Here is a 21,663-nt window from a genome sequence, read left to right on the forward strand (position 1 = left end):
TGTTACGGAACTGAAATAAGGTGAAAATTAATGAAGAGATTGGGAATTTCTGTTTATCCGGAACGGGCTTCCAAGGAAGCGTGCTATGCATATATGAGGCTGGCCGGAAAGTATGGTTTTCAGAGGGTGTTTACCTGTCTTTTGTCGGTGGAGGAGAGCCGGGAGAAGATTGTCAATGAGTTTACAAAGTTTTGTAAGACTGCCCATGAGAGCGGACTTACGGTGTCAGTGGACACGAATCCGGAGGTGTTTAAGAGGCTTGGGGCGACGCCCTTTGATCTGTCTGTTTTTGCAGAGATGGGCGTGGATATTATCCGCCTGGACGGGCATTTTGGAGAGGTTGAGGATATTCAGATTACAAGAAATCCTTATGGTATTATGATTGAATACAATGCTTCCTGCACGATAGGCCTGGATTTGATGATTGAGAAGGGCGCCGACCGAAGCAATATGTGCATCTGCAGCAATTTTTATCCTCAGAGAAATACGGGCATGGGCCTAAAGCGCTACAAGGAGCTGAACAGCCGGTATCAGCCGCTTGGCTTGACCAATGCGGCCTTTGTTACAAGCAGGGAGAAGGATACTCACGGGCCCTGGGAGGTTTATGACGGCCTTCCCACTTTGGAAATCCATCGGGATCTGCCGATTGATCTGCAGCTTCGCCATTTGAATGCTCTGGGCTTTTGCAGTGATTTTATGATTGGAAATGCTTTTGCCAGTGAGGAGGAGCTGAAAATCATGGCGGAAACGGATCTGAGCAAGCTGTCTATGAAGGTGGATGCGGCAGACGGGATCTCCGAAATTGAAAAAGAGATTATCACCTGTGATATCCACGTGTCCCGGGATGACTGCAACGAACTGGTTGTCAGATCCAGCTTCCCCAGAGTAAGATATAAGGGGGAAAGCATCGTACCGCGCAAGAATCAGAAAGCAGTGTTTACAAAAGGCGATGTGATTATTGTCAATGACAATCTGAAGCATTATGCAGGAGAGCTGATGATTGTGCTGGATGAGATTAAGGCTGTAGATGATTACAATTATGCGGGCCATATCAATGAGGGCGAGCAGCTCATCCTGGACTGCATCCGCCCTGCACATGGATTCACATTGATGATTCGCTAGATACCAGGTAGCGGATGAAGTTCTACGGGACTGGAAACAGTAGAACTTCATACAGTGCCAGAAGAATTTATGGACACATGCTTTTTGTGGCCATAAATTCTTCTAGATATACGGTACTGAATGAAGTTCTACGGGACTGGAATGGAGAGAATTATGGAAAAGATTGTGGAAATATGCTGCGGCAGTTATGAGGATGCACTGGCGGCATATCATGGAGGCGCAAAACGCATTGAGCTGAACAGCGCCCTGTATCTGGGAGGCCTGACGCCCTCCCTTGGCACCCTCATTTTGACAAAAAGAAATACGGATTTAAAGGTAATCGCCATGGTAAGGCCCCGTGGAGCCGGATTCTGCTACAGTGATGCAGACTTCCAGGTAATGAAGGCCGACACAGAGCTGCTCCTTCAAAACGGTGCAGACGGCATTGCATTTGGCTTCCTGGACGAGAACGGTGAGATAGAAGAGAACCAGACCCGGGAAATGGCTGATATAATAAAGCGGCATCAGGGCGAGGCCGTTTTCCATCGTGCCTTTGACTGCGTACAGGAGCCCTGTAAAGCGATTGAAAAACTGATTGAAATAGGAATAGATCGCATTTTAACCAGCGGAGGACAGGAAAAGGCCATGAACGGCATAGAGCTCCTTGCTAAGCTTCAGAAGGAATATGGCGGGAAGATAGAGCTGCTGGCAGGAAGCGGCATGAATGCAGGAAATGCCGGCGAACTGATGGAGCGCACCGGAATCTGCCAGGTTCACAGTTCCTGCCGCGGCTGGCTGCCGGATCCCACTACGGAGGGACCGAAGGTTTCCTATGCATACGCAGAGCCGCCTCACAGAAAGGATTACGAGGCAGTGGATGAAAATTTAGTAAAGAAGCTGGTTGATGCCCTATGAATTTTCAAAAAATAAGAAATAACGATAAGGTGCGCTTTGCCTATACCTTTGCGAGTGTTCTGCTTGCAGGCTTTATGCAGGCGGCCGTCATGCAGATTTTTATGGTTCCCATTAACCTGCTCTCCAGTGGTTTTACCGGGGTTGCATTTTTGATTGAGAAGATTACCTCTGCCTTTTTCGGATTTTCCTTTTCCGTATCCTTAGGGATGCTGCTTCTCAACATTCCGGTAGCCATTTTGTGCAGCAAAAGCATTAGTAAACGGTTTACCTTCTTTTCTCTTTTGCAGGTATTTTTTGCCAGTTTCTTTTTACGTGTGCTGAGCTTTGAGCCGCTGTTTGAAGACATTTTGCTGAATGTGATTTTCGGCGGATTTTTGTACGGTATTATGACCGTGATTGCCTTGAAGGGAAATGCCTCCACCGGAGGAATCGATTTTGTGGCCCTTTATATCTCCAATAAGAAGGGAAAGTCCATCTGGAGCTATGTATTTGTATTTAATGCCACATTGATTACGATTTTTGGCTTTATGTTTGGCTGGGAATATGCCGGATATTCGATTCTGTTCCAGTTTATTTCCACAAAAACCATTGACTCCTTCTACCACAGGTACGAGCGTATGACCATGCAGATTACAACAACCAGAGCGGACGAGGTGATTGAAGCTTATGTGGCGGAATACCGCCACGGCGTTTCCCGGGTGGATGGAATCGGCGGCTACAGCAAAAAAGAGGTCAGCCTGCTTCACACGGTAGTGTCCAGCTATGAGATCCAGGACATTGCCAAGCTGATGCGCAAGGCAGATCCCCACGTGGTAATCAATACCTTTAAATCGGAGGATTTTTACGGGGGATTTTATTTGAAGCCCATTGACTGATTGGGAATAAGGTCAGGATGAAAATGATCACAGGAAGCTTAGATAGGCGGCGGAATGTGGTCATTTTTTTATTTTGGAAAAGGCGGCCTAAGCATTTCCTGGTTTTCGGAGGGTAATTATTTATGAAATATTTATAAAATCAATTCGATTACATTTGTAAAATAGTCTGGATTAGTGTAGGATAAAATGAATGGTTAATATCGGAAAAAATTGTGGAAGCAGCAGTTTTGCTGCTTGCCGGAGATTAAGAACCGCAGCTCCCGGGAGGAACATAAAATGAATATAGCTTGGAAAGATAAGATAACAGAAAAGATACCGCAGCTTGGAAAATGGATTGTTTTGTCCTTTTCACTCATAATCTATGCCTTTTTATCGGTCACTTCTTTTATATCTACCGCTTATTTTGAGATGGATTATCTGGAAACGACTTATTATAAACGAGATTCCTTTTTTTTGCACATATTGGCAGCATGCTGTTTTCTGTTTTTTTTGTATTGGATGAAAAGGAAGAAACTGCTTGAAAAAATTTCCAGTAAGAGATTGTGCGTGATCCTGCTTTGCTATACAGCTGTTTTTGCAGGTATCTGGTCTATGGTATCATATGCGGTTCCTTCAGCAGATCAGGCAAAACTGACAGAATGCGCTGCCGAATTTATAAAAGGGGATTTCCGTGACTTAGGACCGGGAAAATATCTGCAGATTTGTCCTCAGCAGCTGGGGTATGTGGCATATCTGGAGATTTTATTCCGCATTTTCGGCCCCTTTTCCTATTCGGCTGCGGAGTGGGTCAATGTATGCTTTATCTGTCTGGAATTTTATATGATTTATAAAAATACGGAACTTATATTTGAAAATAAAAAAATCACAAACTTGGTATTGGTTTTTCTCTTTGGATTTCTGCCGTATATATTTTTCTCTACTTTTCTCTATGGAGAAATGCTGGCTTCTCCCATTGCGCTGTCAGCCGTATATGGATTTGTCAGGTTTATGAAAGAGAAGAGGATTTCATACGGCATTTTGGCGGTTTTGTGTTTGGGGCTTTCTGTGCTGCTTAAGCAGAATAATCTGGTGATTGTGGTGGCGGTTATCCTGTATCTGCTTGTAAAAGGGCTGGAGCAGAAGAGGACAGTCTGCCTGCTGATGGCCGCTTTGTCACTGCTGTCCGTGGGAATTATGGACGTGGGGATAAAAAAGCAGTATGAGCTCCGCAGTGGGTATGATATCGAGGGAGGAGCCTCTCCTTTGATGTATATTGCCATGGGGATGCAGGAGAGCGATATGGCAGAAGGATGGTACAACGGATATATTCTGGGGGCCTTCTGGGAGTGTGATAAGGATTTTGAACGCAGTGCGCAAAGGGCATCCCATGATATCAGGCAGTCCGTGGATCATTTTGTTAAGGAACCTGCTTATGCATTAAGGTTTTATTACAGGAAAATAGTTTCCCAGTGGACGAATCCTTTATACGAGTGCCTGTGGATCAGTCATTTTGAAAAGGTACACAACGGGCCTTTGCATCCGGTGGTACAAAGTATCTATGAGGGAAAGCTTCACAGGCTTTTTCTGTATTTTGCAAATGAGTATCAGTGGATTCTGTATGGGTGCGCATTGATAGGAATGCTGTCCTTGAGGAAAAAATGTACGCTGGAACAACTGTTTTTTGCACTCATCATTCTGGGAGGGTTTTTCTTTCATGTTATGTGGGAGGCGAAGACCCGGTATGTAATGGTTTATGCGTTGCTTCTTATACCTTATGCCGCTTTGGGCTGCGACTGGATAATGTATTCCTTAAATGCGAAATTCAGTATAAGGAAGAAATGATATGCTAATGGAATACTGTTGAATACTTTCAATTATATTTTAGGGCTTTTAAAAAGAGAGAAGAAAAGATACTTTGTAAAAACCAGTTATTGCTTGGGAGGAAAAACAAGTGTACATTGCAGATTTACATATCCATTCCAAATATTCACGAGCCACCAGCAGGGAATGCACCCCGGAGCATCTGGATCTGTGGGCGCGCCGCAAAGGGATTCACCTGGTAGGAACCGGTGACTTTACCCACAAGGCATGGAGGGAGGAACTGAAGGAAAAGCTGGAGCCTGCAGAGGAAGGGCTGTACCGCCTGAAACAGGAATACCGGCTCAAGGACATGACTGTGGGTACCTCCTGGGAGCCTCGTTTCGTAGTGACCGGCGAGATCAGCTCCATCTATAAAAAATACGGCAAAACGAGAAAAGTCCACAGCCTCATTCTGCTCCCAGGCCTGGAGGATGCGGCTCTGATAGCGGCCAAGCTGGAGACCATCGGCAATATCTACTCCGACGGCCGCCCGATCCTGGGCTTAGACTGCCGTGATCTGCTGGAAATAGTACTGGAGCTGTGTCCCCGGGCCATTTATGTGCCGGCCCATATCTGGACGCCTCATTTTTCCCTGTTCGGCGCGTTCTCCGGCTTTGACACGGTGGAGGAATGCTTCGGAGATCTCAGCTCCCAGATCCATGCGCTGGAAACAGGCCTGTCCTCCGATCCGCCCATGAACTGGCGTGTCTCCGCCCTGGATCGCTTTTGGCTTATCTCCAATTCCGATGCCCATTCCCCGGCAAAGCTTGGCCGGGAAGCCAATCTTCTGAATATCGACTTGTCCTACCAGGGTCTTTACCGGGCTGTCCAGGAGGGCGAGGGACTGGAAGGAACCATAGAATTCTTCCCGGAGGAAGGCAAATATCATTACGATGGGCACCGCAAATGCAGTGTCTGCCTAAGCCCGCTGGAAGCAGAGAGGAACCAGGGGATCTGCCCGGTGTGCAAAAAAAAGCTGACCACAGGCGTTTCCCACCGGATCCAACAGCTTTCCGACCGTCCGGAGGACTACGTGCAAAAGGATGCAAAGCGCTATGAAAGCCTGGTGCCCCTGCCCGAAGTGATAGGGGCCTCCATCGGCCGTTCCGCCGCAAGCGTAAAAGTGACACGGGAATATGAGGCCATGCTGGAAAAGCTCGGCCCGGAATTTGAAATCCTGCGGAGCATTCCCATAGAAGAGATTCGCAGAAATGCCGGAACCTTGATCGGCGAAGGCATCAAGCGCCTGCGTGAGGGAAAAGTGATCCGCACGCCAGGCTTTGACGGAGAGTATGGGAAGATATTCCTGTTCCAGGCCGAAGAGCTGAACAGCACAGACTGACATACCCATTTGGAGCGTGTCCGCCTGTCAGCGTGCAGCAGGGGGGTGGCTGAATCAGGTATGAAACAGAACAAAACCACCGGAATACAATAACCATAAATGGTATAATTCCGGTGATTTTTCATGTCTTCCTATTTATTTGAGATCTTGATCCTGGTAACGGCCCTGTCCGTAGATGCATTTGCCGCCGGTTTCGTATACGGCGTGAGTAAGATAAAAGTCCCCTTCTTGTCCGTAATCATAGTCACAGCTATATCCAGTCTGATTCTTGTGGTTTCCCTTCTGGCCGGCAGCCTGGTGAGCCGCCTCCTTCCGGGAAATGTTACAGAATACTTCAGCTTCCTCCTCCTGTTTATTCTGGGCCTGGTAAAGCTCTTTGACCGTACCCGCCACGAAGAAGCAGAAACTGCAGATAAAAACAAGGATGCAGTGCTGTCCCCCACAGAGGCATTTGCCTTAGGAGCGGCCCTCTCCATCGACAGCCTTGCAGCAGGAATCGGAGCCGGAATTCCCTCCTCCTATATTCCCACTGCATTTCTGGCCTCCGCATGGATAGGGGCTCTTGCCGTCCTTCTTGGAAGCCTCCTGGGACGCCTAATAGCGTCCCGCTGTCGATCGAACCTCTGCTGGGTCAGCGGCGTACTTCTCATACTTCTCGCTTTTATGAAACTGCTGTAAAATGCGCCCAGGGCTCAGTAAAAGCAATTCATGGGCGGCAAGGGGCATAGCTGCCAGAAGAATCAGCTGTCCCCACTCCCGAAGGGCAAGATGGCAAGTCCCGAAAGCCTGGATAAAATAAGGAAATTCCGTAACCAGTCCCTGCAGACCAAGGCCAATCACAAAAGCCGCCATCATCAATCGGTTGTTCAGATGCTTCATCCGGAAGAGCGATGTCTCCACATCACGCATGCCAATGGCATGGAAAAGCTGTGAGATCCCCAGAACCGTAAAGGCATACGTCTGGGAACGGGCCAGAATCTCCGGGGCCGACAAAAGGATGCGCAGGTTCTCCAGACTGATGGAAGCCCCATGGGCCTTCAGCAGCGAAATCGGAAGCTGCAGAAAAGCCGTCATACTGATAAAGCCTATCAAAATGCCATAGAGCAGGGTACAGCTTAAGCCTCCTCCTGCAAACAGGCTTTCCTTACGGGAGCGCGGAGGCCGGTTCATAAAATGCCTGGGATCCCCAGGATCCACGCCCAGGGCCAGGGCGGGAAGGGAATCTGTAATCAGATTGATCCAGAGAATATGGCTTGGCTTAAGGGGAGAACCAAGCCCCAGCAAAATCGCAGTCAGCATGGTAATGATTTCCCCGAAGTTTGAGGACAGCAGAAACAGCACCGACTTTTTGATATTCTCATAGATGCCCCGTCCCTCTGCAATGGCCTTGGCAATGGTGGCAAAGTTATCGTCAACTAAAATCAGATCTGCTGCGTTTTTAGCCACATCCGTACCGGTGATTCCCATGGCCACGCCTACATCCGCCGCCTTTAGGGAGGGCGCATCGTTGACACCGTCTCCCGTCATAGCCACAATCTTTTTGGAAGCCTTCAGGGCCTTTACAATGCGCACCTTGTGCTCCGGAGAAACCATAGCGAATACGGACAGCCTTTGGACGGCCTTGGAAAATTCCTCATCAGAGAGGGAATCAATCTGGGCCCCCGTCATACAGTCCTCCGGCTTCTTAGCAATCCCGAGTTCCCGGGCGATGGCAAACGCCGTGTCGCTTCGATCCCCAGTGATCATTACCGTTTTTACGCCGGCTTTTCGGAAGTCACGGACTGCCTTTGCAGCTTCCGGCCGGATGGGATCCATCATTCCCACTGCCCCCACAAAGGTGAGACCGCTTTCTATGGGATGATCGGTGCCGGTTTGCATACCAAGTGCCAGAAGCCGCAGAGCCCTTCCGGAGAGAGTCTTCATAGCCCCGGCAATCTCTCTTCGCTTGACCGAGTCCAGAGGAACCGTCCTTCCGCCCAGCAGAAGCGTATCGCAGCGCTTGAGGATCTCATCCGGGGAGCCCTTGGTATAGGAAACGGTGGAGCCGTCCTTTCGGTGCAGGGTTGTCATCATCTTTCGGTCCGAATCAAAGGCCAGCTCCTGGATGCGGGGCATTTTCCGTTCCAGAACAGGCCGTTCCAGGTAAAAGCGGCGGGCCAGATCCAGAAGCGCCAGCTCCGTGGGATCTCCCAGCCGGCTGTCCGGGCCGATTACGGCATCGTTGCAGAGGGCAAAGCCTTCCAGGAGCTGCCGGTTTTTTTCCGGAGAGAGGGCGGATACGTCCAGGATCCGCCCTCCGGTATAGCAGGCGGTGACTGTCATTTTGTTCTGAGTGAGGGTGCCTGTCTTATCGGAGCAGACTACGCTGACGCAGCCCAGAGTTTCGACGCTGGGCAGCCGCTTTACAATGGTATTGACCTTTACCATCCGGGAGACGCTTAAGGCAAGCACCATGGTGACAATGGCGGGAAGCCCTTCCGGGACAGCGGCCACGGCCAGGGAAATGGCTGTAATCAGCATTTCCATAATATCGCGTTTCTGGAGGACGGCAATGAAAAAGAGCAGGGCGCAGAGCAGAAGGGATACAATGCTTAAAAACTTTCCAAGCTCTCCCAGGCGGTGCTGGAGAGGCGTGGTTTCCGTGGGCGCTTCGTTGATCATACGGGCAATTTTTCCGATCTCCGTGTCCATGCCGATAGCGGTGACAACGCCTTCCCCTCTGCCGTAGGTTACGTTGGTGGACATGTAAGCCCGGTTGTTTTTGGATAAATCTTTTTCTACAGGAACGGATTCTCCTGTTAAGGCAGCTTCCTCGATCTTTAAGCTGTTGACGGAAATCAGCTCCAGATCTGCAGGCACCTGGCGGCCCGCATCCAGGCAGACGATGTCCCCGGGGAGGAGATCCCGGGCCGGAATCTCTTTCAGGCTGCCGTTCTGCCGGATTAGGGCTGTGGGGCTGGTCATCTGCTTTAAGGATTCCAGAGCTTTCTGGGCTTTGCCCTCCTGGATAACGCCTACGATGGAATTTACCAGAATTACAGCCAGGATAATGGCGGTGTCGCTGACTTCTCCCAGGAGCATGGAAATGGCGGCGGCGATGAAGAGGATGAAGATCAAGGGATCGTTTAGCTGCTCGAAAAAGGATTGTGTCATGGTTTTGTGATGACCGTCTTCTAGGATGTTTTGGCCTCGGAGAACGGTTGGGGAGGGTGTCGGATGTTTCATGGTTTGTTTGTCCCTTCTTTATGTGTTGTCCAAGTTTATATGAAAAGATATGAAAAGGGGGACAAAGTTATGCTATGAAGTTGGAGGGGGACGTTCATCCAGTCTGCGGCCATAGGGGTTCCTGCGTATTTCCATATCCTTTGTTCGGACGGTTCGCGTACAGGCTGTCTGCTCTGGGCGTACATTGACTTTGGGGGTTTTGGATGCTTTTTGGTTTTTTGTCAATGTGCGTCCATATCAGACAGCCTGTACGCGAACAGCCGGACACTGGATATTGGAAATACGCAGGAACCCCTATGGCCGCAGACTGGATGAACTGGTTTTTGGGGGTGGAAGGGGTGCTTGATTTGTTTGATTTGGGTGATTCGTGAAGGAAAATTCACAGCTTCTGTATTGCTTTCTGGGGGAACACACACTATAATAGAGATGTTACGGTCATGGGGTTGTCTGTGGCTGGCAGCGGATACAAGGAGGAGAAAGATGGAAGAAAATAATAATTCCAACCGTCCGGGTGGTAACGGCGGAGGGGACAATCATAAAAATCCTAAAAACAGGCAGAGTATTTTGATCGTTATGATTATTACGATGTTTGCTATGCTGGCCTGGAATTATTTTAGCGGAATGGGCGCCAGTGTTACGGTCATCACTTATGATGAGTTCATGGAGATGCTGGATAAGGGCGAAGTGGAGAGCGTGGAGCTGGCTTCAAATCAGATTAAGATTGTGGCGAAAGAGAAGAATGCCAGAGGCGGCGATGTGGTCTATGCCACGGGTATTATGCCGGATTACCAGCTGGAGCAGAAGCTTAGTGATGCGGGCGTGGTGTATGACAGACCGATCAGTGATATGAGGGAAATCATTCTGTCTGCGATTAATTTTCTGCTGCCTGTGCTGCTGATCTGGCTGATCTTTGGCATTGCCATGCGGAAAATGGGCGGCAGCGGCATGATGGGCATGGGGGTTGGCAAGAGTAAGGCTAAGGTGTATATCGAGAAGGAGACGGGTGTCACCTTTAAGGATGTGGCCGGGGAGGAGGAGGCGAAGGAGTCTCTTCAGGAGGTAGTTGATTTCCTGCACAATCCTGGGAAATATGCGGAGATCGGCGCGAAGCTTCCGAAGGGTGCGCTTTTGGTGGGCCCTCCGGGAACCGGAAAGACTCTGCTTGCCAAGGCGGTGGCGGGGGAGGCTCATGTGCCTTTTTTCTCGCTGTCGGGCTCTGATTTTGTAGAAATGTTTGTGGGCGTGGGCGCTTCCCGTGTCCGGGATCTGTTTTCTGAGGCCAAGAAGCATTCTCCCTGCATTGTCTTTATTGACGAGATTGATGCTATCGGCAAGAGCCGTGATTCCCGTTACGGCGGAGGAAATGACGAGCGTGAGCAGACGCTTAATCAGCTTCTGGCGGAGATGGACGGCTTTGACAGCCATACGGCCTGCCTGGTGCTTGGCGCTACCAACCGTCCGGAGGTTCTGGATCCGGCGCTTTTGCGGCCAGGCCGTTTTGACCGGCGGATTATTGTAGACCGTCCGGATCTGAAAGGCCGTGTGGATATCTTAAAGGTTCATGCCAAGAATGTGAATATGGATGAGACGGTGGATCTGGATGAGATTGCCCTGGCTACCAGCGGAGCCGTGGGATCGGATCTGGCGAATATGATTAACGAGGCTGCTATCCTTGCTGTGAAGAACAAGAGAAAAGCCGTGGCCCAGAAGGATCTTTTTGAGGCCGTGGAGGTGGTTCTGGTGGGAAAAGAGAAGAAGGACCGCATTATGAGCAAGGAGGAACGCCGCATTGTATCCTACCATGAGGTGGGGCATGCGCTGGTAAGCGCGCTGCAAAAAGACTCGGAGCCGGTGCAGAAGATTACCATTGTTCCCCGTACTATGGGAGCTTTGGGCTATGTGATGCAGGTGCCGGAGGAAGAGAAGTATCTGAACACTAAAAAAGAGATCGACGCTATGCTGGTAGGCTATCTGGCCGGCCGGGCGGCGGAGGAGCTGGTCTTTGAGACTGTGACGACCGGCGCTTCCAATGATATTGAGAAGGCGACGCGTCTTGCAAGAGCCATGGTGACACAGTACGGCATGTCTGAGAAGTTCGGCCTTATGGGGCTGGAGACGAAGGAAAATGAGTATCTGACCGGACGGACGATTATGAACTGCGGCGACGCCACGGCGGCCGAGGTAGACCAGGAGGTTATGAAGATCCTCAAGAATTCCTATGAGGAAGCCAAGCGGCTCTTAAGTGAAAACCGGGATGTGATGGATAAGATTGCGGAATTCCTTATTCAGAAGGAGACCATTACAGGCAAAGAGTTTATGAAGATTTTCCGGGAAGCCAAGGGAATTCCGGAGCCGGAGGAAGAGGAGACGAAGGAGAAGGCTTCCGGGAATACGGATAAGGAGGCGGAGCCTGCAAAGAATCTGGAGAGCAAGGCGGAAGAAGAAACCCAGGCAGGACTGGGGGATGCAGAAGAACGGGAAGATACAGGCCGGGATGGCACAGCGGAGGAGGAAAAGGCGGATGAGCAGAAGCCTCCGGTGGTAATTGTGAGAGAACGGCGGTAAAGCTGGCGGTTGTCATAGTTGCAGCACTCATGCACCAACTTCCTTGCCCGCCAGATTCCCTTTGACGTTTCCCTCAACCAGCCAAACAGCGAAACGGTTGCCGCTATGCTGGAGGCAGAAAGGATTGCGAAAGACCCGACAGTGAAAGGGTATACCGATCTGGACGAACTGTTCGCAGACCTGAAAGCATGAGGAACGCAAAATATACTGTCAAATCCACCACACAATTCAAGAAAGATTACAAGCTGGCAATGAGGCGCGGGCTGGATATCAGCCTGTTGGAGGGCGTGCTTGCCGCCCTCCAGCCTTATGTCGATAATCTAGTCGGCCTGTGCGATCAACTCCAGCTTATGCTCCACAATCATATAAAGCGTCTGTCCTGCATTTGTTAGTATCAATGGCAGCGCAAACGACAAAATCAGTTTTGCCGGTTTTCCCTATGTCATATCTGTTACCTGTTACATTTTTTCAAAAGCCCTTTGAAAGTATTGCACACCTTCCAACTCTTTAAAAAGATATCCGCATTTCTGATACAAAAATCCGTTTTTATTTCTTGCAAGACATTCAAGTACTTTTAAACATCCCTTTGCCAGCAAATCTTTATAATGTTTCATTCTGCATCATCCTCTGTTTTAAATCTTGCATCATATATTTTTGTTTGTAATATTACGTGATATTCTCAAAATTTTCTTTTTGATTTTATGACGAAATATCAGAAAAATCAAATTATCTTCTCAAAATTTATTTTTATTACACTTCGCACTCAATCCCAGTCAAAAACTAAAACACCCTCGCCATGTCGAGCCTGCAGCACCCCGATTACGTCAAGCTTTTGCCACGAATTTTTTTCACTTTCTTTAAGCAAAAATCGCTAGAATCGGCTTGGTTTCATAGGGAGTATGGCAGGGTATTGCCAAGTTAGAACAAAATTGATGATGAATTATTGTAAAGCTCTTTTCGGATTGAAAAGACTTTCCTACTCCCCATCACCAATTCCAAGCAATAACTTATCAAAATCACTTTGATATAATTTATCCTGCATAATCCTATATTTCTCAAATTCACTCTCGGCAAAGCTTTTAGCAATCTCAGCAGATACTCTTCCCTTATCTTTCAATACTTCTTCTTCATTAAATTCAAGAAATACATCCAACTTTTTTGCCCAATCTTCCATAGTCATGGGAATCTGCCGTCTTGCCTGTCTTTCTGCATAGTCCAAATACATGTTAACAAACTGATTTAAGTCCTGCATTTCCCCTTTTGTCAAATAATTCTTCGCTATGCTGACATCCGCTTTCACTATTTTACCCCTTGGTGCATTCTTCCAAGTAGTCAATCCCATATACTCTTTTCTATGATCTGCACGTTCTACAATCACTTCCGCAGCTGTATGATGATGAATGGCATAATGCAGCTTATTCTGGACCATAGCAAAAAAATCCTTTGAAGTTGCCGCTATAGGAGAATAATCCACCGCCGTTGTATAGATATCTGTTATCTTTTGATAAAATTTCCTCTCGCTTGCACGAATCTCCCTGATTTCATCAAGTAAATGTTCAAAATATTCCTCGTCAAATATCTGCCCGTTTTCAAGACGCTTTTTATCCAACACATACCCTTGAACCGTAAAGGTCTTTAATACCTTTGTCGCCCACTGCCTGAATTGGGTTGCACGAATAGAATTAATTCGATAGCCTACGGAGATAATTGCGTCAAGATTATAAAATTTCATCCTATACTTTTTGCCATCGGAAGCAGTTGCCGAGGATTCCTCGGTAACTGCTTCTGCATCTAACTCTCCGCTGGCAAAAATATTTTTCAAATGTAAACCAATATTGTCTGTTGAACAATCGAAAAGCTGTGCCATGCTCTTTTGTGTCAGCCATACATCTTCATCGTGTACTCTAACCTCAATGCTGTTTTCACTATTCTGTTTTGTAAATACAAGAAAGTCCGTCGTACTATTTCTGATCTGCATTTTTTTATCCATAAAATCACCTAACCTTATTACGCCAACTTATCATTGGCTTTATCTCTTAGTCTATAAAAGTTTCTAATTTCTATTTAGATAACCTCAATTATGCTCTCTGGCAAAAGCTGCTGTATTTCCTCCAAAAATCTTTTTCTTTTTTGAAATTTTGGTGCAAAACCGATTTTTACAGTATCAAATGCCCACTCAGAAACTGGAACCGCTATTTTAGGGAAAAAATCGGTTTTCATTACCATCCCATCATGAGCCACATATCCATTGGGTAAAATTTCCAACTGTTGTATCCCTATTTTAAGCCTAACTTCCTTTTCGGTTGTCCAATCTTTCTCATAGGGTTCTTTCCCAGGTCTTCTACAAATCCCATGTGTAGACTTAATAATTCCAACTATTTCCGGCGTTAAAGTTCGCCCTTGTGCTCCATTGCCATTCATATATCCTATGCCTGATATATTTTTAACAAGTTCATCATCATATATAATCTGGTAAAAATCAAATGAATTAATATAAAAAGGGTTTGTAAGTATTCGCTTTTTCTGCTCAGACAATTTTATTTTAAGTGCCTCATCACGATTTTCCGCAATATATGAAAACTCATCCTTCCATTTTAAATTGTCATCACTCATATGGATTGCGTTTCTAAGAAACCAATTTGTTCTTATGCCAATCAGTACTCCATCAGACTCGCTTCCATATTCTTTCCAATCTTGATCAAGCACTTGAGGATCATACGTAAAGCAGCAAATATAATACTTATTTTCATATTCTGGAACATCTATCCGTTCAGCTTCTTTATCATCATTCACACATTTGAGATTAGATAGCCAAAATTCTCTATTCCTTAAAATACTTTTCAACGCAGAAGAAGTTGTACAATGGTATAACCAATCATGTGTTTTGGCTAATTCTTTACTTTTGCGAATAAAATGGAGATTCTCTACTGCATTATCAACAGAAATTACTGTCTTTCCAAATGATTTTTCCAAAGCCTGTACTAATTTAATTTCTTTTTCACTATTCATTGTTCATACCTCTTCTAACGCCTTTGCCACTTTCCCTCGCATTTATTCTATCACACCCTCATGTCTACAGAAACATAATTTTTACTAGAAAAAACGGACAATCTCCTACGTATTTTCATCCGGCGCCAGCACGTGTTTCTTTTCGTTCCATTGGGCCTGATAGCCATGCGGCGGAGGGTCTCCCACATAAGAGCCTTCTTCCCGTCTCTGCTTTAAGTGCAGCTTTGCCTTTTTGGAGAAATCCTTTGCGTATATGTCATTCACAAGGTTTTTGCTCTCCGAAGCCATCTGCTTGTTTTCATTTCCGTCTCTTCCGGTATCGAAACCCGTCTGTTACGGCAATAAAACGCACGCCCAGAAAGGGAAAGATTTTCTCAATGTAATTGCCTGCCTCCAGATAATTTCTGCCGAATCTGGAAAGAACCTTTACGATGACACAATTTGCCTTTCCTGCTTCAATCTCGCTTATCCTGCTGTTCATGGATAAAGGCCCTCGGTTTTACTGGCTTCTTACTAACTTGGCATAATAATACCATACTCCCCGGCGCATCGAACAGGAGGAAGATAAATCTTCCCTGCTCGATGACCCTTCGGAGCAATAGGGGCATTTCTGCGGCAGAGCTGCATTGCAGACACATAACCGGAGTGGATCTCGGGCACATTATTTACAGTTATTGATACATGCATGGCATATTATATGGCAGAGAATAGTTGAATTACACAAAAAAACTAAAATTTGGTATTGACATATATTCAAAATAGTGAGATAATAAAGCAATCTTAATAAGATATATTTTAAAATAAATTTAAAAACTAGTAAAATAACTACAGGAGGATATAAGAGAAAGCTATGGAGGGAAAGATGAAAACAGCCGTGATGCTTGGCATCGGTAAAATGGGATTTGAGGAAAGAGAGATTCCGGTTCCCAAGGACGACGAGGTTCTGGTGAAGCTGGAGTATGTGGGAATCTGTGGTTCGGATCTTCATTACTACGAGCATGGAAGAATCGGAAACTACATTGTTGAGCCGCCCTTTGTACTGGGACACGAGCCGGGCGGCACCGTGGTGGAGGTCGGAAAGAATGTAACACATCTGAAGGCAGGAGACAGGGTTGCCTTAGAGCCCGGAAAGACCTGCGGCCACTGCGAATTCTGCCGTACAGGCCGCTACAATCTCTGCCCGGACGTTATCTTTTTTGCCACGCCTCCGGTGGACGGCGTATTTCAGGAGTACATAGCCCATGAGGCGGCCCTCTGCTTTAAGCTTCCGGACAATGTGAGCACCATGGAAGGCGCGCTGATTGAGCCTCTGGCCGTAGGCTTTCATGCGGCCCGGCAGGGAGGAGCCCATATGGGGCAGACGGCAGTTGTCACAGGAGCCGGCTGTATCGGCCTGGTATCCATGATGGCATTGAAAGCCCTGGGCGTTACCACCGTTTACGTGGTAGACATTATGGAAAAGCGTCTGGAAAAGGCCCTGGAGCTGGGAGCCACAGACGTGGTCAATGGCAAAGAGACGGATACGGTAAAAAGAATCATGGAGCTCACAGGCGGAAGAGGCTGCGATCTGGTAATCGAGACCTCCGGAACCGAGATTTGTGCCCGTCAAGGTATTGAGATGCTGGTAAAGGGCGGCACCTTGGTTCAGGTAGGCTACAGCGCATCCGGCGATATGAATCTGCCTACAGGACTGATTCTGGATAAGGAGATCAGCATAAAATCCGTATTCCGCTACCGCCACATTTACCCCATGGCAATCCAGGCTGTTGCCGAGGGGAAGGTGAATCTCAAAGGAATCGTAACCGATGTCTTTGACCTGGATGATGTTCAGAACGCTATGGACAGCAGTGTGAATAACAAGGCGGATATTGTGAAAGCGGTGGTGAGAATCTGCTGACACAGGGTTTTGAGACGGCCGAACAATAAGAAGGAGTGAGCTATGGCGGGCGAATATGTATTGGAGATAAAAAATGTCAGAAAAGAATTTCCGGGTGTTGTAGCCCTTGACGAGGTCAATCTTTATCTAAAACGGGGCGAGGTTCATGCACTAGTAGGGGAAAACGGAGCCGGAAAGTCCACTTTAATGAAGATTCTTGCCGGAATCTATACGCCGGACAAGGGAGAGATTCTCTTTGACGGGCAGCCCTTCCAGGCAAAGCATCCCGTAGATGCCCTGGAAAAAGGGATTGCCATGGTGCACCAGGAACTGGATCTGGTGCCGGAGATGACAGTAGAAGAGAATGTATTTGCAGGGCGCGAGAGAACAAAGGGGATCGTCATTGATAAAAAGGGGATGCAGAATCGCACTTCAGAGCTGATGGCAGAACTGGAGATTCATATTTCTCCCAAAGAAAAGATTAAAAATCTGAGCACAGCACAGCAGCAGATGGTAGCAATCACGAGGGCGCTTGCTTTTGATGCAGATATCATTATTATGGATGAGCCTACCTCCGCGATTACTGACAGAGAGGTAGAGCAGCTCTTCAAGATTATCCGCAAGCTGAAAGCGCAGAATAAGTCCATTGTCTATATATCCCATAAAATGGATGAGATCTATGAGCTGACCGATCAGATTACTGTGCTTCGGGATGGAAAATGGATTGGAAGTGTGGCTACATCAGAGGTAACACATGAAAAGCTGATCAATATGATGGTAGGCCGGGAACTGAAAAATGTATTTATCAAGGATGCAAAGCAGACGGCCCAGTTTGACAGAGAGGAAGTGCTTCTTGAAGTAAAGAATTTATCCAGAGAGCACGAATTCCAACAGGTCAGCTTTGAAGTAAAGCGTGGAGAGATTCTTGGATTTTTCGGCCTTATGGGCGCAGGAAGAACGGAGGTTATGGATACAGTTTTCGGCCTGCACAAGCCGGATGCCGGTACTGTGAAGATGAAGGGCAGCAGCGTTCATTCTGTAAAACGAGCCATTGCAAACGGGATGGCCTACATCACGGAGGACCGCAAAATATCGGGTCTGAATCTGATTGCTTCCGTAAAAGACAATATCACAATGACTTATATGGATCTGATACTGAAAGCACATTTTCTTCTTGATTTCAAAAAAGAAAAGGAGACAGCCGCAGACCTGATTGAAAAGCTCAGTATCAAATGTGCGTCGCAGAATACCCTTGCCGGGAATCTTTCCGGAGGAAATCAGCAGAAGATTGTTATTGCAAAGTGGTTTATGGGAGACCCGGATCTGATTATTATGGATGAACCTACCAGGGGAATCGACATCGGGGCGAAGGCAGAGATCTATAAGCTGATGGACATGTTTGTAAAATCAGGAAAAAGCATTATTATGATTTCTTCTGAGACACCGGAGCTTTTGGGGATGAGCGACAGAGTGATTGTCATGCATGAGGGACGGGTCACAGGTGAGTTTAATCGGGATGAGCTGAATCAGGACGAGCTGATGGCGTATGCGATCGGCGAGGGCGGAAAGAGTCAGAAGGCAGCAGGATGAGGTTTACAGTAGCAACTCTAAATTAGGAAGGACTAAGGATTCATGAATAAAGAGATTGGAAGAGATACAGGGAATAGAGTAAAGATAGGAGCCATCCTTGGAAAATACGGAGTCTATATTGCGTTGCTGGTTTTGTTTGTTTCGCTTTCCATTGCGTCCAGCTCATTTCTTACAGTAACCAATATATTTAATATTCTGAAACAGAATTCCGTCTATGGAATTCTGGCAGTGGGCATGACCTTTGTCATCGTTACAGGCGGAATTGATTTGTCCGTAGGAGCGATTGTGGCTATGTCAGCCTGCTTTGCGGCAAGCCTGGCTCAGGACGGAACAACGACGCCCATATTTGCGGCAATTCTTGTAGGGGTTCTTATTGGGATGGGCTGTGGGGCATTCAGTGGATTTTTCATTGCATTTGCCAATATTCCGGCCTTTATTGCCACACTGGCGACCTGTACCATTGCCAGAGGAATCGTATATGTATTTACAGACGGCCGTCCGGTTACAGGAGTTTCCGCTGCCTATAAATACATTGGGCGGGCATCCTGGGGACCCGTTCCGGTAGCCGTGGTTCTCTATGCGGCCTTTCTGATTGCAGGAACCTTCCTGTTAAAATACACTAAATACGGAAGACACGTATTTGCAATTGGAGGAAATAAGCAGGCAGCGACCGTGTCCGGAATCCATGTAAAGAGAGTGGAATTTCTGGTCTATATGATCAGCGGCTTCTGCGCAGCTTTTGCGGGGCTCTTGCTCTCCTCGCGGATTCAGACCGGACAGCCTGCAGGCGGCGACGGGTATGAGCTGGATGCCATTACGGCTGCAGTTATCGGAGGAGCCAGTCTGTCGGGAGGAAAGGGAAGCGTATTCGGATCCTTTATCGGAATTCTGGTGGTAGGCATTCTGACGAACGGACTGGATTTGCTGAATGTATCTTCTTATTACCAACAGATTATCAAGGGAGCAATCATTCTGCTGGCAGTGCTTGCAGACAGAAAAAAGGAGTAATAGCTGTCAGGTGTACGGAACATCCAGGCAGATATTATAAAAAACATTTTAAACCAAAAGGAGGATTTTACATGAAAAAGAAAGTTTGGGCAGTATTGTTGAGCACAGCATTGACGGCAGCTTTATTGACGGGCTGCGGCAGCAAGGAAGCACCTGCAGCAGAGACACCGCCTGCGCAGGAGGAAGCAGCGCCGGAGACAGAGACGCCAGAGGCAGAAGCGCCTGCAGAAGGATCGGAAGACGACGGAAGTTATACCATTGCCTGGGTAGACGGAAACCTGGCCAATGAATCCAATGCAGTATGTACCACGGCGGCAAAAGATTATGCGGAATCTCTGGGTATTAATTTCCTGCTTCTGGATGCAGAGGCTTCCGGAGAGAACCAGGTTGCCCAGTGTGAGACATTGGTTGCCCAGGGCGTGGACTGCATCATTATCCAGCCCTACGATGCGGCAGCCTGCCAGGTAGCTGCAGAGTCCACAATTGAAGCCGGCGTTCCCGTTCTGGTTACCAAGGGTGAGATTGCGGATCAGAGTGTCTGCCCCTTTGTCGGACAGGATGATTATATTGCAGGCCAGATGGAAATGGAGTGGATGGCAGAGAAGCTTGGGGGAAAAGGCAATATCGTAATTCTGGAAGGACCTACAGGAATTTCCGCAGCCCTTAAGAGAAATGATGGAATCAACGATGTACTTAAAAATTATCCGGACATCAAAGTGGTTTATACCCAGCCTGCAAACTGGAACCGTGACGAGGGAATGAATCTTATGGAAACCTGGATGCAGACAGGCGAGCAGATTGACGCAGTAGTAGGGCACAATGATGAGATGGCTCTTGGTGCATATGATGCGATTTCAGATGCAGGCAAGGCGGGAGAGATCTTTGTAATCGGTATTGACGCAATTGATGCGGCTAAGGCCTCTGTGGCTGCAGGCGAGATGGATGCAACCGTTCTGCAGGATGTGGAAACCATCGCAAAAAAGACAATTGATGTGGCTTTGATGATGGCAAAGGGCGAAGAAGTAGAGGATGTATACAACATCGATCCGATTCTTCTGACCAGCGAGAATATTGCAGATTACCAGTAAACGATAAAAATAAAGGAGCGGTTAGTTATGGGAAAAACAATGAAAGCTTTGATGTATGACAAGCCCGGGCGTGAGAATTCAAGCATACGCCAGATTCCCTATCCGGAATGCGGCGATGACGAGGTGATTATCAAAGTCATGTCGGCCTCCATCTGCAAGGGCGTGGAGCATGATCATGATAACGGAACCGGCACAGATCTGGCAAAGTATCCGGTTGTTCCGGGACACGAGTTCGCAGGTTATGTATATGAGGTAGGAAAAAATGTTACGGAATTTCAGCCAGGCGACAGAGTAACAGCAGACAATACCGAGTATTGCGGCGACTGTTATTACTGCCGGAGAGAGGAATCCAATTACTGTCCCACCTTCGGGTCCTTGGGACACAATATCAACGGCGGTTTTGCAGAGTTTGTGAGACTGAAAAAGGAGAAGGTATTCCATATACCGGACAGCCTTTCCTTCAATGCGGCAGCATTAAGCGAGCCCGTTGCCTGCTGTCTTCACGCTGTTGATCGTTCCAATCTGAAATACGGCGATACGGTTGTGGTATTCGGAGCCGGCTCCATGGGGCTGATTCTGGCTCAGCTTTATAAGGCATCCAATGCAAGTAAGGTATACATGATTGCCGGGGCTTCCAGTAAGCTTGAGCTGGCTGAAAAAATGGGGATTGAAACTATTGCTATGGATCGGAACGACTATTCTGCGCATGAGAAGGCCCTCCTTGAGAAGGAGCCCTTGGGTGTAAATCTGATTGTAGATGCAACAGGAAGCCCGAAGGTATGCGAGCATTCCATGAAGCTTTTGAAAAAGGGCGGTATGCTTCTTCAGTATGCAGTTGTACACAGCAAGGAGAAGATGACGCTGGATCCAAATCTTATGTTTAACAATGAGCTGACCTTCAGCACATCCTTCTGCCAGTCTCATAATTTCGGAAGAGCCGTTGACGTGCTGGCATCAAAGGTGGTAGACGGCGATGCATTGGTGACAGGAGAATTCCCGTTAGACAATTTCTATGACGGATTGGATGAGAATGTAAAGGATCGCAGTTCTATCAAGGTAATTATTCATCCTAACAAGGAGGAGTAAGGGTTACTGGCCACGGAGTGAACAGTAACGAATAAGGAGAAGGGGGATAAAGCAATATAAAGACGGGGCTGTTGCGGCAGCCCCGTTCTGCAAATCTAAGAATCAGTCAGAGGCGGAAAAAAGCTATTATGGAATTTTTAAGGA

General features: G+C 47.5%; 19 protein-coding genes and 2 pseudogenes. 15 read left to right on the forward strand and 6 right to left on the reverse strand.

Annotated features, from left to right (window positions below; all coding sequences use genetic code 11):
• The first annotated feature begins 30 nt into the window (after nucleotides 1-30).
• From VV089_RS20950 to VV089_RS20975, 6 genes and pseudogenes are all read left to right on the forward strand, one after another.
• The gene (locus VV089_RS20950) at nucleotides 31-1,122 is read left to right on the forward strand and encodes a DUF871 domain-containing protein (RefSeq protein WP_334337255.1); all 1,092 of its coding nucleotides are present in this window, start codon (nucleotides 31-33) and stop codon (nucleotides 1,120-1,122) included.
• Nucleotides 1,123-1,284: 162 nt separating this feature from the next.
• Nucleotides 1,285-2,016 carry a copper homeostasis protein CutC gene (locus VV089_RS20955; protein ID WP_334337608.1) on the forward strand — a complete coding sequence of 244 codons (732 nt, stop codon included), beginning with the start codon at nucleotides 1,285-1,287 and terminating at the stop codon, nucleotides 2,014-2,016.
• Complete coding sequence (locus VV089_RS20960; RefSeq protein ID WP_172543060.1) at nucleotides 2,013-2,891, forward strand: YitT family protein; 879 nt, start codon at nucleotides 2,013-2,015, stop codon at nucleotides 2,889-2,891. Before VV089_RS20955 ends, VV089_RS20960 begins: the two co-directional genes overlap by 4 nt.
• Before the next feature lie 591 nt (nucleotides 2,892-3,482).
• Nucleotides 3,483-4,712 carry a glycosyltransferase family 39 protein gene (locus VV089_RS20965; RefSeq protein ID WP_172543059.1) on the forward strand — a complete coding sequence of 410 codons (1,230 nt, stop codon included), beginning with the start codon at nucleotides 3,483-3,485 and terminating at the stop codon, nucleotides 4,710-4,712.
• 109 nt (nucleotides 4,713-4,821) lie between these two features.
• Nucleotides 4,822-6,069, forward strand: a pseudogene (locus VV089_RS20970) (endonuclease Q family protein); the annotation flags it as partial.
• Nucleotides 6,070-6,195: 126 nt separating this feature from the next.
• Entirely contained in the window at nucleotides 6,196-6,750 is a 555-nt protein-coding gene (locus VV089_RS20975) for a manganese efflux pump (RefSeq protein ID WP_334337256.1), read from the forward strand.
• Here VV089_RS20975 and VV089_RS20980 read toward each other — a convergent pair.
• Nucleotides 6,667-9,297, reverse strand: a complete 2,631-nt coding sequence (locus tag VV089_RS20980; RefSeq protein ID WP_334337257.1) for a cation-translocating P-type ATPase — start codon at nucleotides 9,295-9,297, stop codon at nucleotides 6,667-6,669. The genes VV089_RS20975 and VV089_RS20980 overlap by 84 nt on opposite strands.
• Nucleotides 9,298-9,500: 203 nt before the next feature.
• Between VV089_RS20980 and VV089_RS20985 the strand changes: the two genes are divergently transcribed.
• The 4 genes and pseudogenes from VV089_RS20985 (at nucleotide 9,501) to VV089_RS25310 (ending at nucleotide 12,254) form a co-directional block, all read left to right on the forward strand.
• The gene (locus tag VV089_RS20985; protein ID WP_334337258.1) at nucleotides 9,501-9,668 is read left to right on the forward strand and encodes a hypothetical protein; all 168 of its coding nucleotides are present in this window, start codon (nucleotides 9,501-9,503) and stop codon (nucleotides 9,666-9,668) included.
• A gap of 109 nt (nucleotides 9,669-9,777) precedes the next feature.
• Nucleotides 9,778-11,862: an ATP-dependent zinc metalloprotease FtsH gene (gene ftsH / locus VV089_RS20990; RefSeq protein ID WP_334337259.1), complete on the forward strand. Its 2,085-nt coding sequence runs from the start codon at nucleotides 9,778-9,780 to the stop codon at nucleotides 11,860-11,862.
• Between the two features lie 54 nt (nucleotides 11,863-11,916).
• Nucleotides 11,917-12,054, forward strand: a pseudogene (locus tag VV089_RS20995) (type II toxin-antitoxin system RelB/DinJ family antitoxin); the annotation flags it as partial.
• Entirely contained in the window at nucleotides 12,051-12,254 is a 204-nt protein-coding gene (locus tag VV089_RS25310; protein ID WP_442891580.1) for a hypothetical protein, read from the forward strand. The pseudogene VV089_RS20995 and the gene VV089_RS25310, both read left to right, overlap by 4 nt.
• A gap of 66 nt (nucleotides 12,255-12,320) precedes the next feature.
• Here the strand turns inward: VV089_RS25310 and VV089_RS21005 are convergent, their stop codons facing one another.
• The 5 genes from VV089_RS21005 to VV089_RS21025 all read right to left on the reverse strand — a co-directional run bounded on the left by VV089_RS21005 (nucleotide 12,321) and on the right by VV089_RS21025 (nucleotide 15,352).
• Nucleotides 12,321-12,476 carry a hypothetical protein gene (locus VV089_RS21005; protein WP_334337260.1) on the reverse strand — a complete coding sequence of 52 codons (156 nt, stop codon included), beginning with the start codon at nucleotides 12,474-12,476 and terminating at the stop codon, nucleotides 12,321-12,323.
• Nucleotides 12,477-12,838: 362 nt separating this feature from the next.
• Nucleotides 12,839-13,852 (reverse strand): virulence RhuM family protein, encoded by a 1,014-nt coding sequence (locus VV089_RS21010; RefSeq protein WP_334337261.1) that lies wholly within the window; start codon nucleotides 13,850-13,852, stop codon nucleotides 12,839-12,841.
• Nucleotides 13,853-13,926: 74 nt separating this feature from the next.
• The gene (locus VV089_RS21015; RefSeq protein ID WP_334337262.1) at nucleotides 13,927-14,871 is read right to left on the reverse strand and encodes a hypothetical protein; all 945 of its coding nucleotides are present in this window, start codon (nucleotides 14,869-14,871) and stop codon (nucleotides 13,927-13,929) included.
• A gap of 105 nt (nucleotides 14,872-14,976) precedes the next feature.
• The gene (locus tag VV089_RS21020) at nucleotides 14,977-15,135 is read right to left on the reverse strand and encodes a hypothetical protein (RefSeq protein ID WP_334337263.1); all 159 of its coding nucleotides are present in this window, start codon (nucleotides 15,133-15,135) and stop codon (nucleotides 14,977-14,979) included.
• Nucleotides 15,136-15,169: 34 nt separating this feature from the next.
• On the reverse strand, nucleotides 15,170-15,352 hold the full coding sequence (locus VV089_RS21025; RefSeq protein ID WP_334337264.1) for a hypothetical protein: 183 nt from the start codon (nucleotides 15,350-15,352) through the stop codon (nucleotides 15,170-15,172).
• Nucleotides 15,353-15,721: 369 nt separating this feature from the next.
• Here VV089_RS21025 and VV089_RS21030 point away from each other — a divergent pair, with 369 nt between their 5' ends.
• The 5 genes from VV089_RS21030 to VV089_RS21050 all read left to right on the forward strand — a co-directional run bounded on the left by VV089_RS21030 (nucleotide 15,722) and on the right by VV089_RS21050 (nucleotide 21,519).
• Nucleotides 15,722-16,768: an NAD(P)-dependent alcohol dehydrogenase gene (locus tag VV089_RS21030; RefSeq protein WP_172541177.1), complete on the forward strand. Its 1,047-nt coding sequence runs from the start codon at nucleotides 15,722-15,724 to the stop codon at nucleotides 16,766-16,768.
• A gap of 42 nt (nucleotides 16,769-16,810) precedes the next feature.
• Entirely contained in the window at nucleotides 16,811-18,337 is a 1,527-nt protein-coding gene (locus VV089_RS21035; RefSeq protein ID WP_334337265.1) for a sugar ABC transporter ATP-binding protein, read from the forward strand.
• Between the two features lie 42 nt (nucleotides 18,338-18,379).
• Nucleotides 18,380-19,345 carry an ABC transporter permease gene (locus VV089_RS21040; RefSeq protein WP_334337266.1) on the forward strand — a complete coding sequence of 322 codons (966 nt, stop codon included), beginning with the start codon at nucleotides 18,380-18,382 and terminating at the stop codon, nucleotides 19,343-19,345.
• 71 nt (nucleotides 19,346-19,416) lie between these two features.
• Nucleotides 19,417-20,433 (forward strand): substrate-binding domain-containing protein, encoded by a 1,017-nt coding sequence (locus VV089_RS21045; protein WP_172541180.1) that lies wholly within the window; start codon nucleotides 19,417-19,419, stop codon nucleotides 20,431-20,433.
• Nucleotides 20,434-20,460: 27 nt separating this feature from the next.
• On the forward strand, nucleotides 20,461-21,519 hold the full coding sequence (locus VV089_RS21050) for a zinc-dependent alcohol dehydrogenase family protein (RefSeq protein WP_172541181.1): 1,059 nt from the start codon (nucleotides 20,461-20,463) through the stop codon (nucleotides 21,517-21,519).
• Nucleotides 21,520-21,663 lie beyond the last annotated feature (144 nt).

The sequence above is a fragment of the Candidatus Merdisoma sp. JLR.KK011 genome (genome assembly GCF_036941125.1).
Classification (GTDB): domain Bacteria; phylum Bacillota; class Clostridia; order Lachnospirales; family Lachnospiraceae; genus Laedolimicola.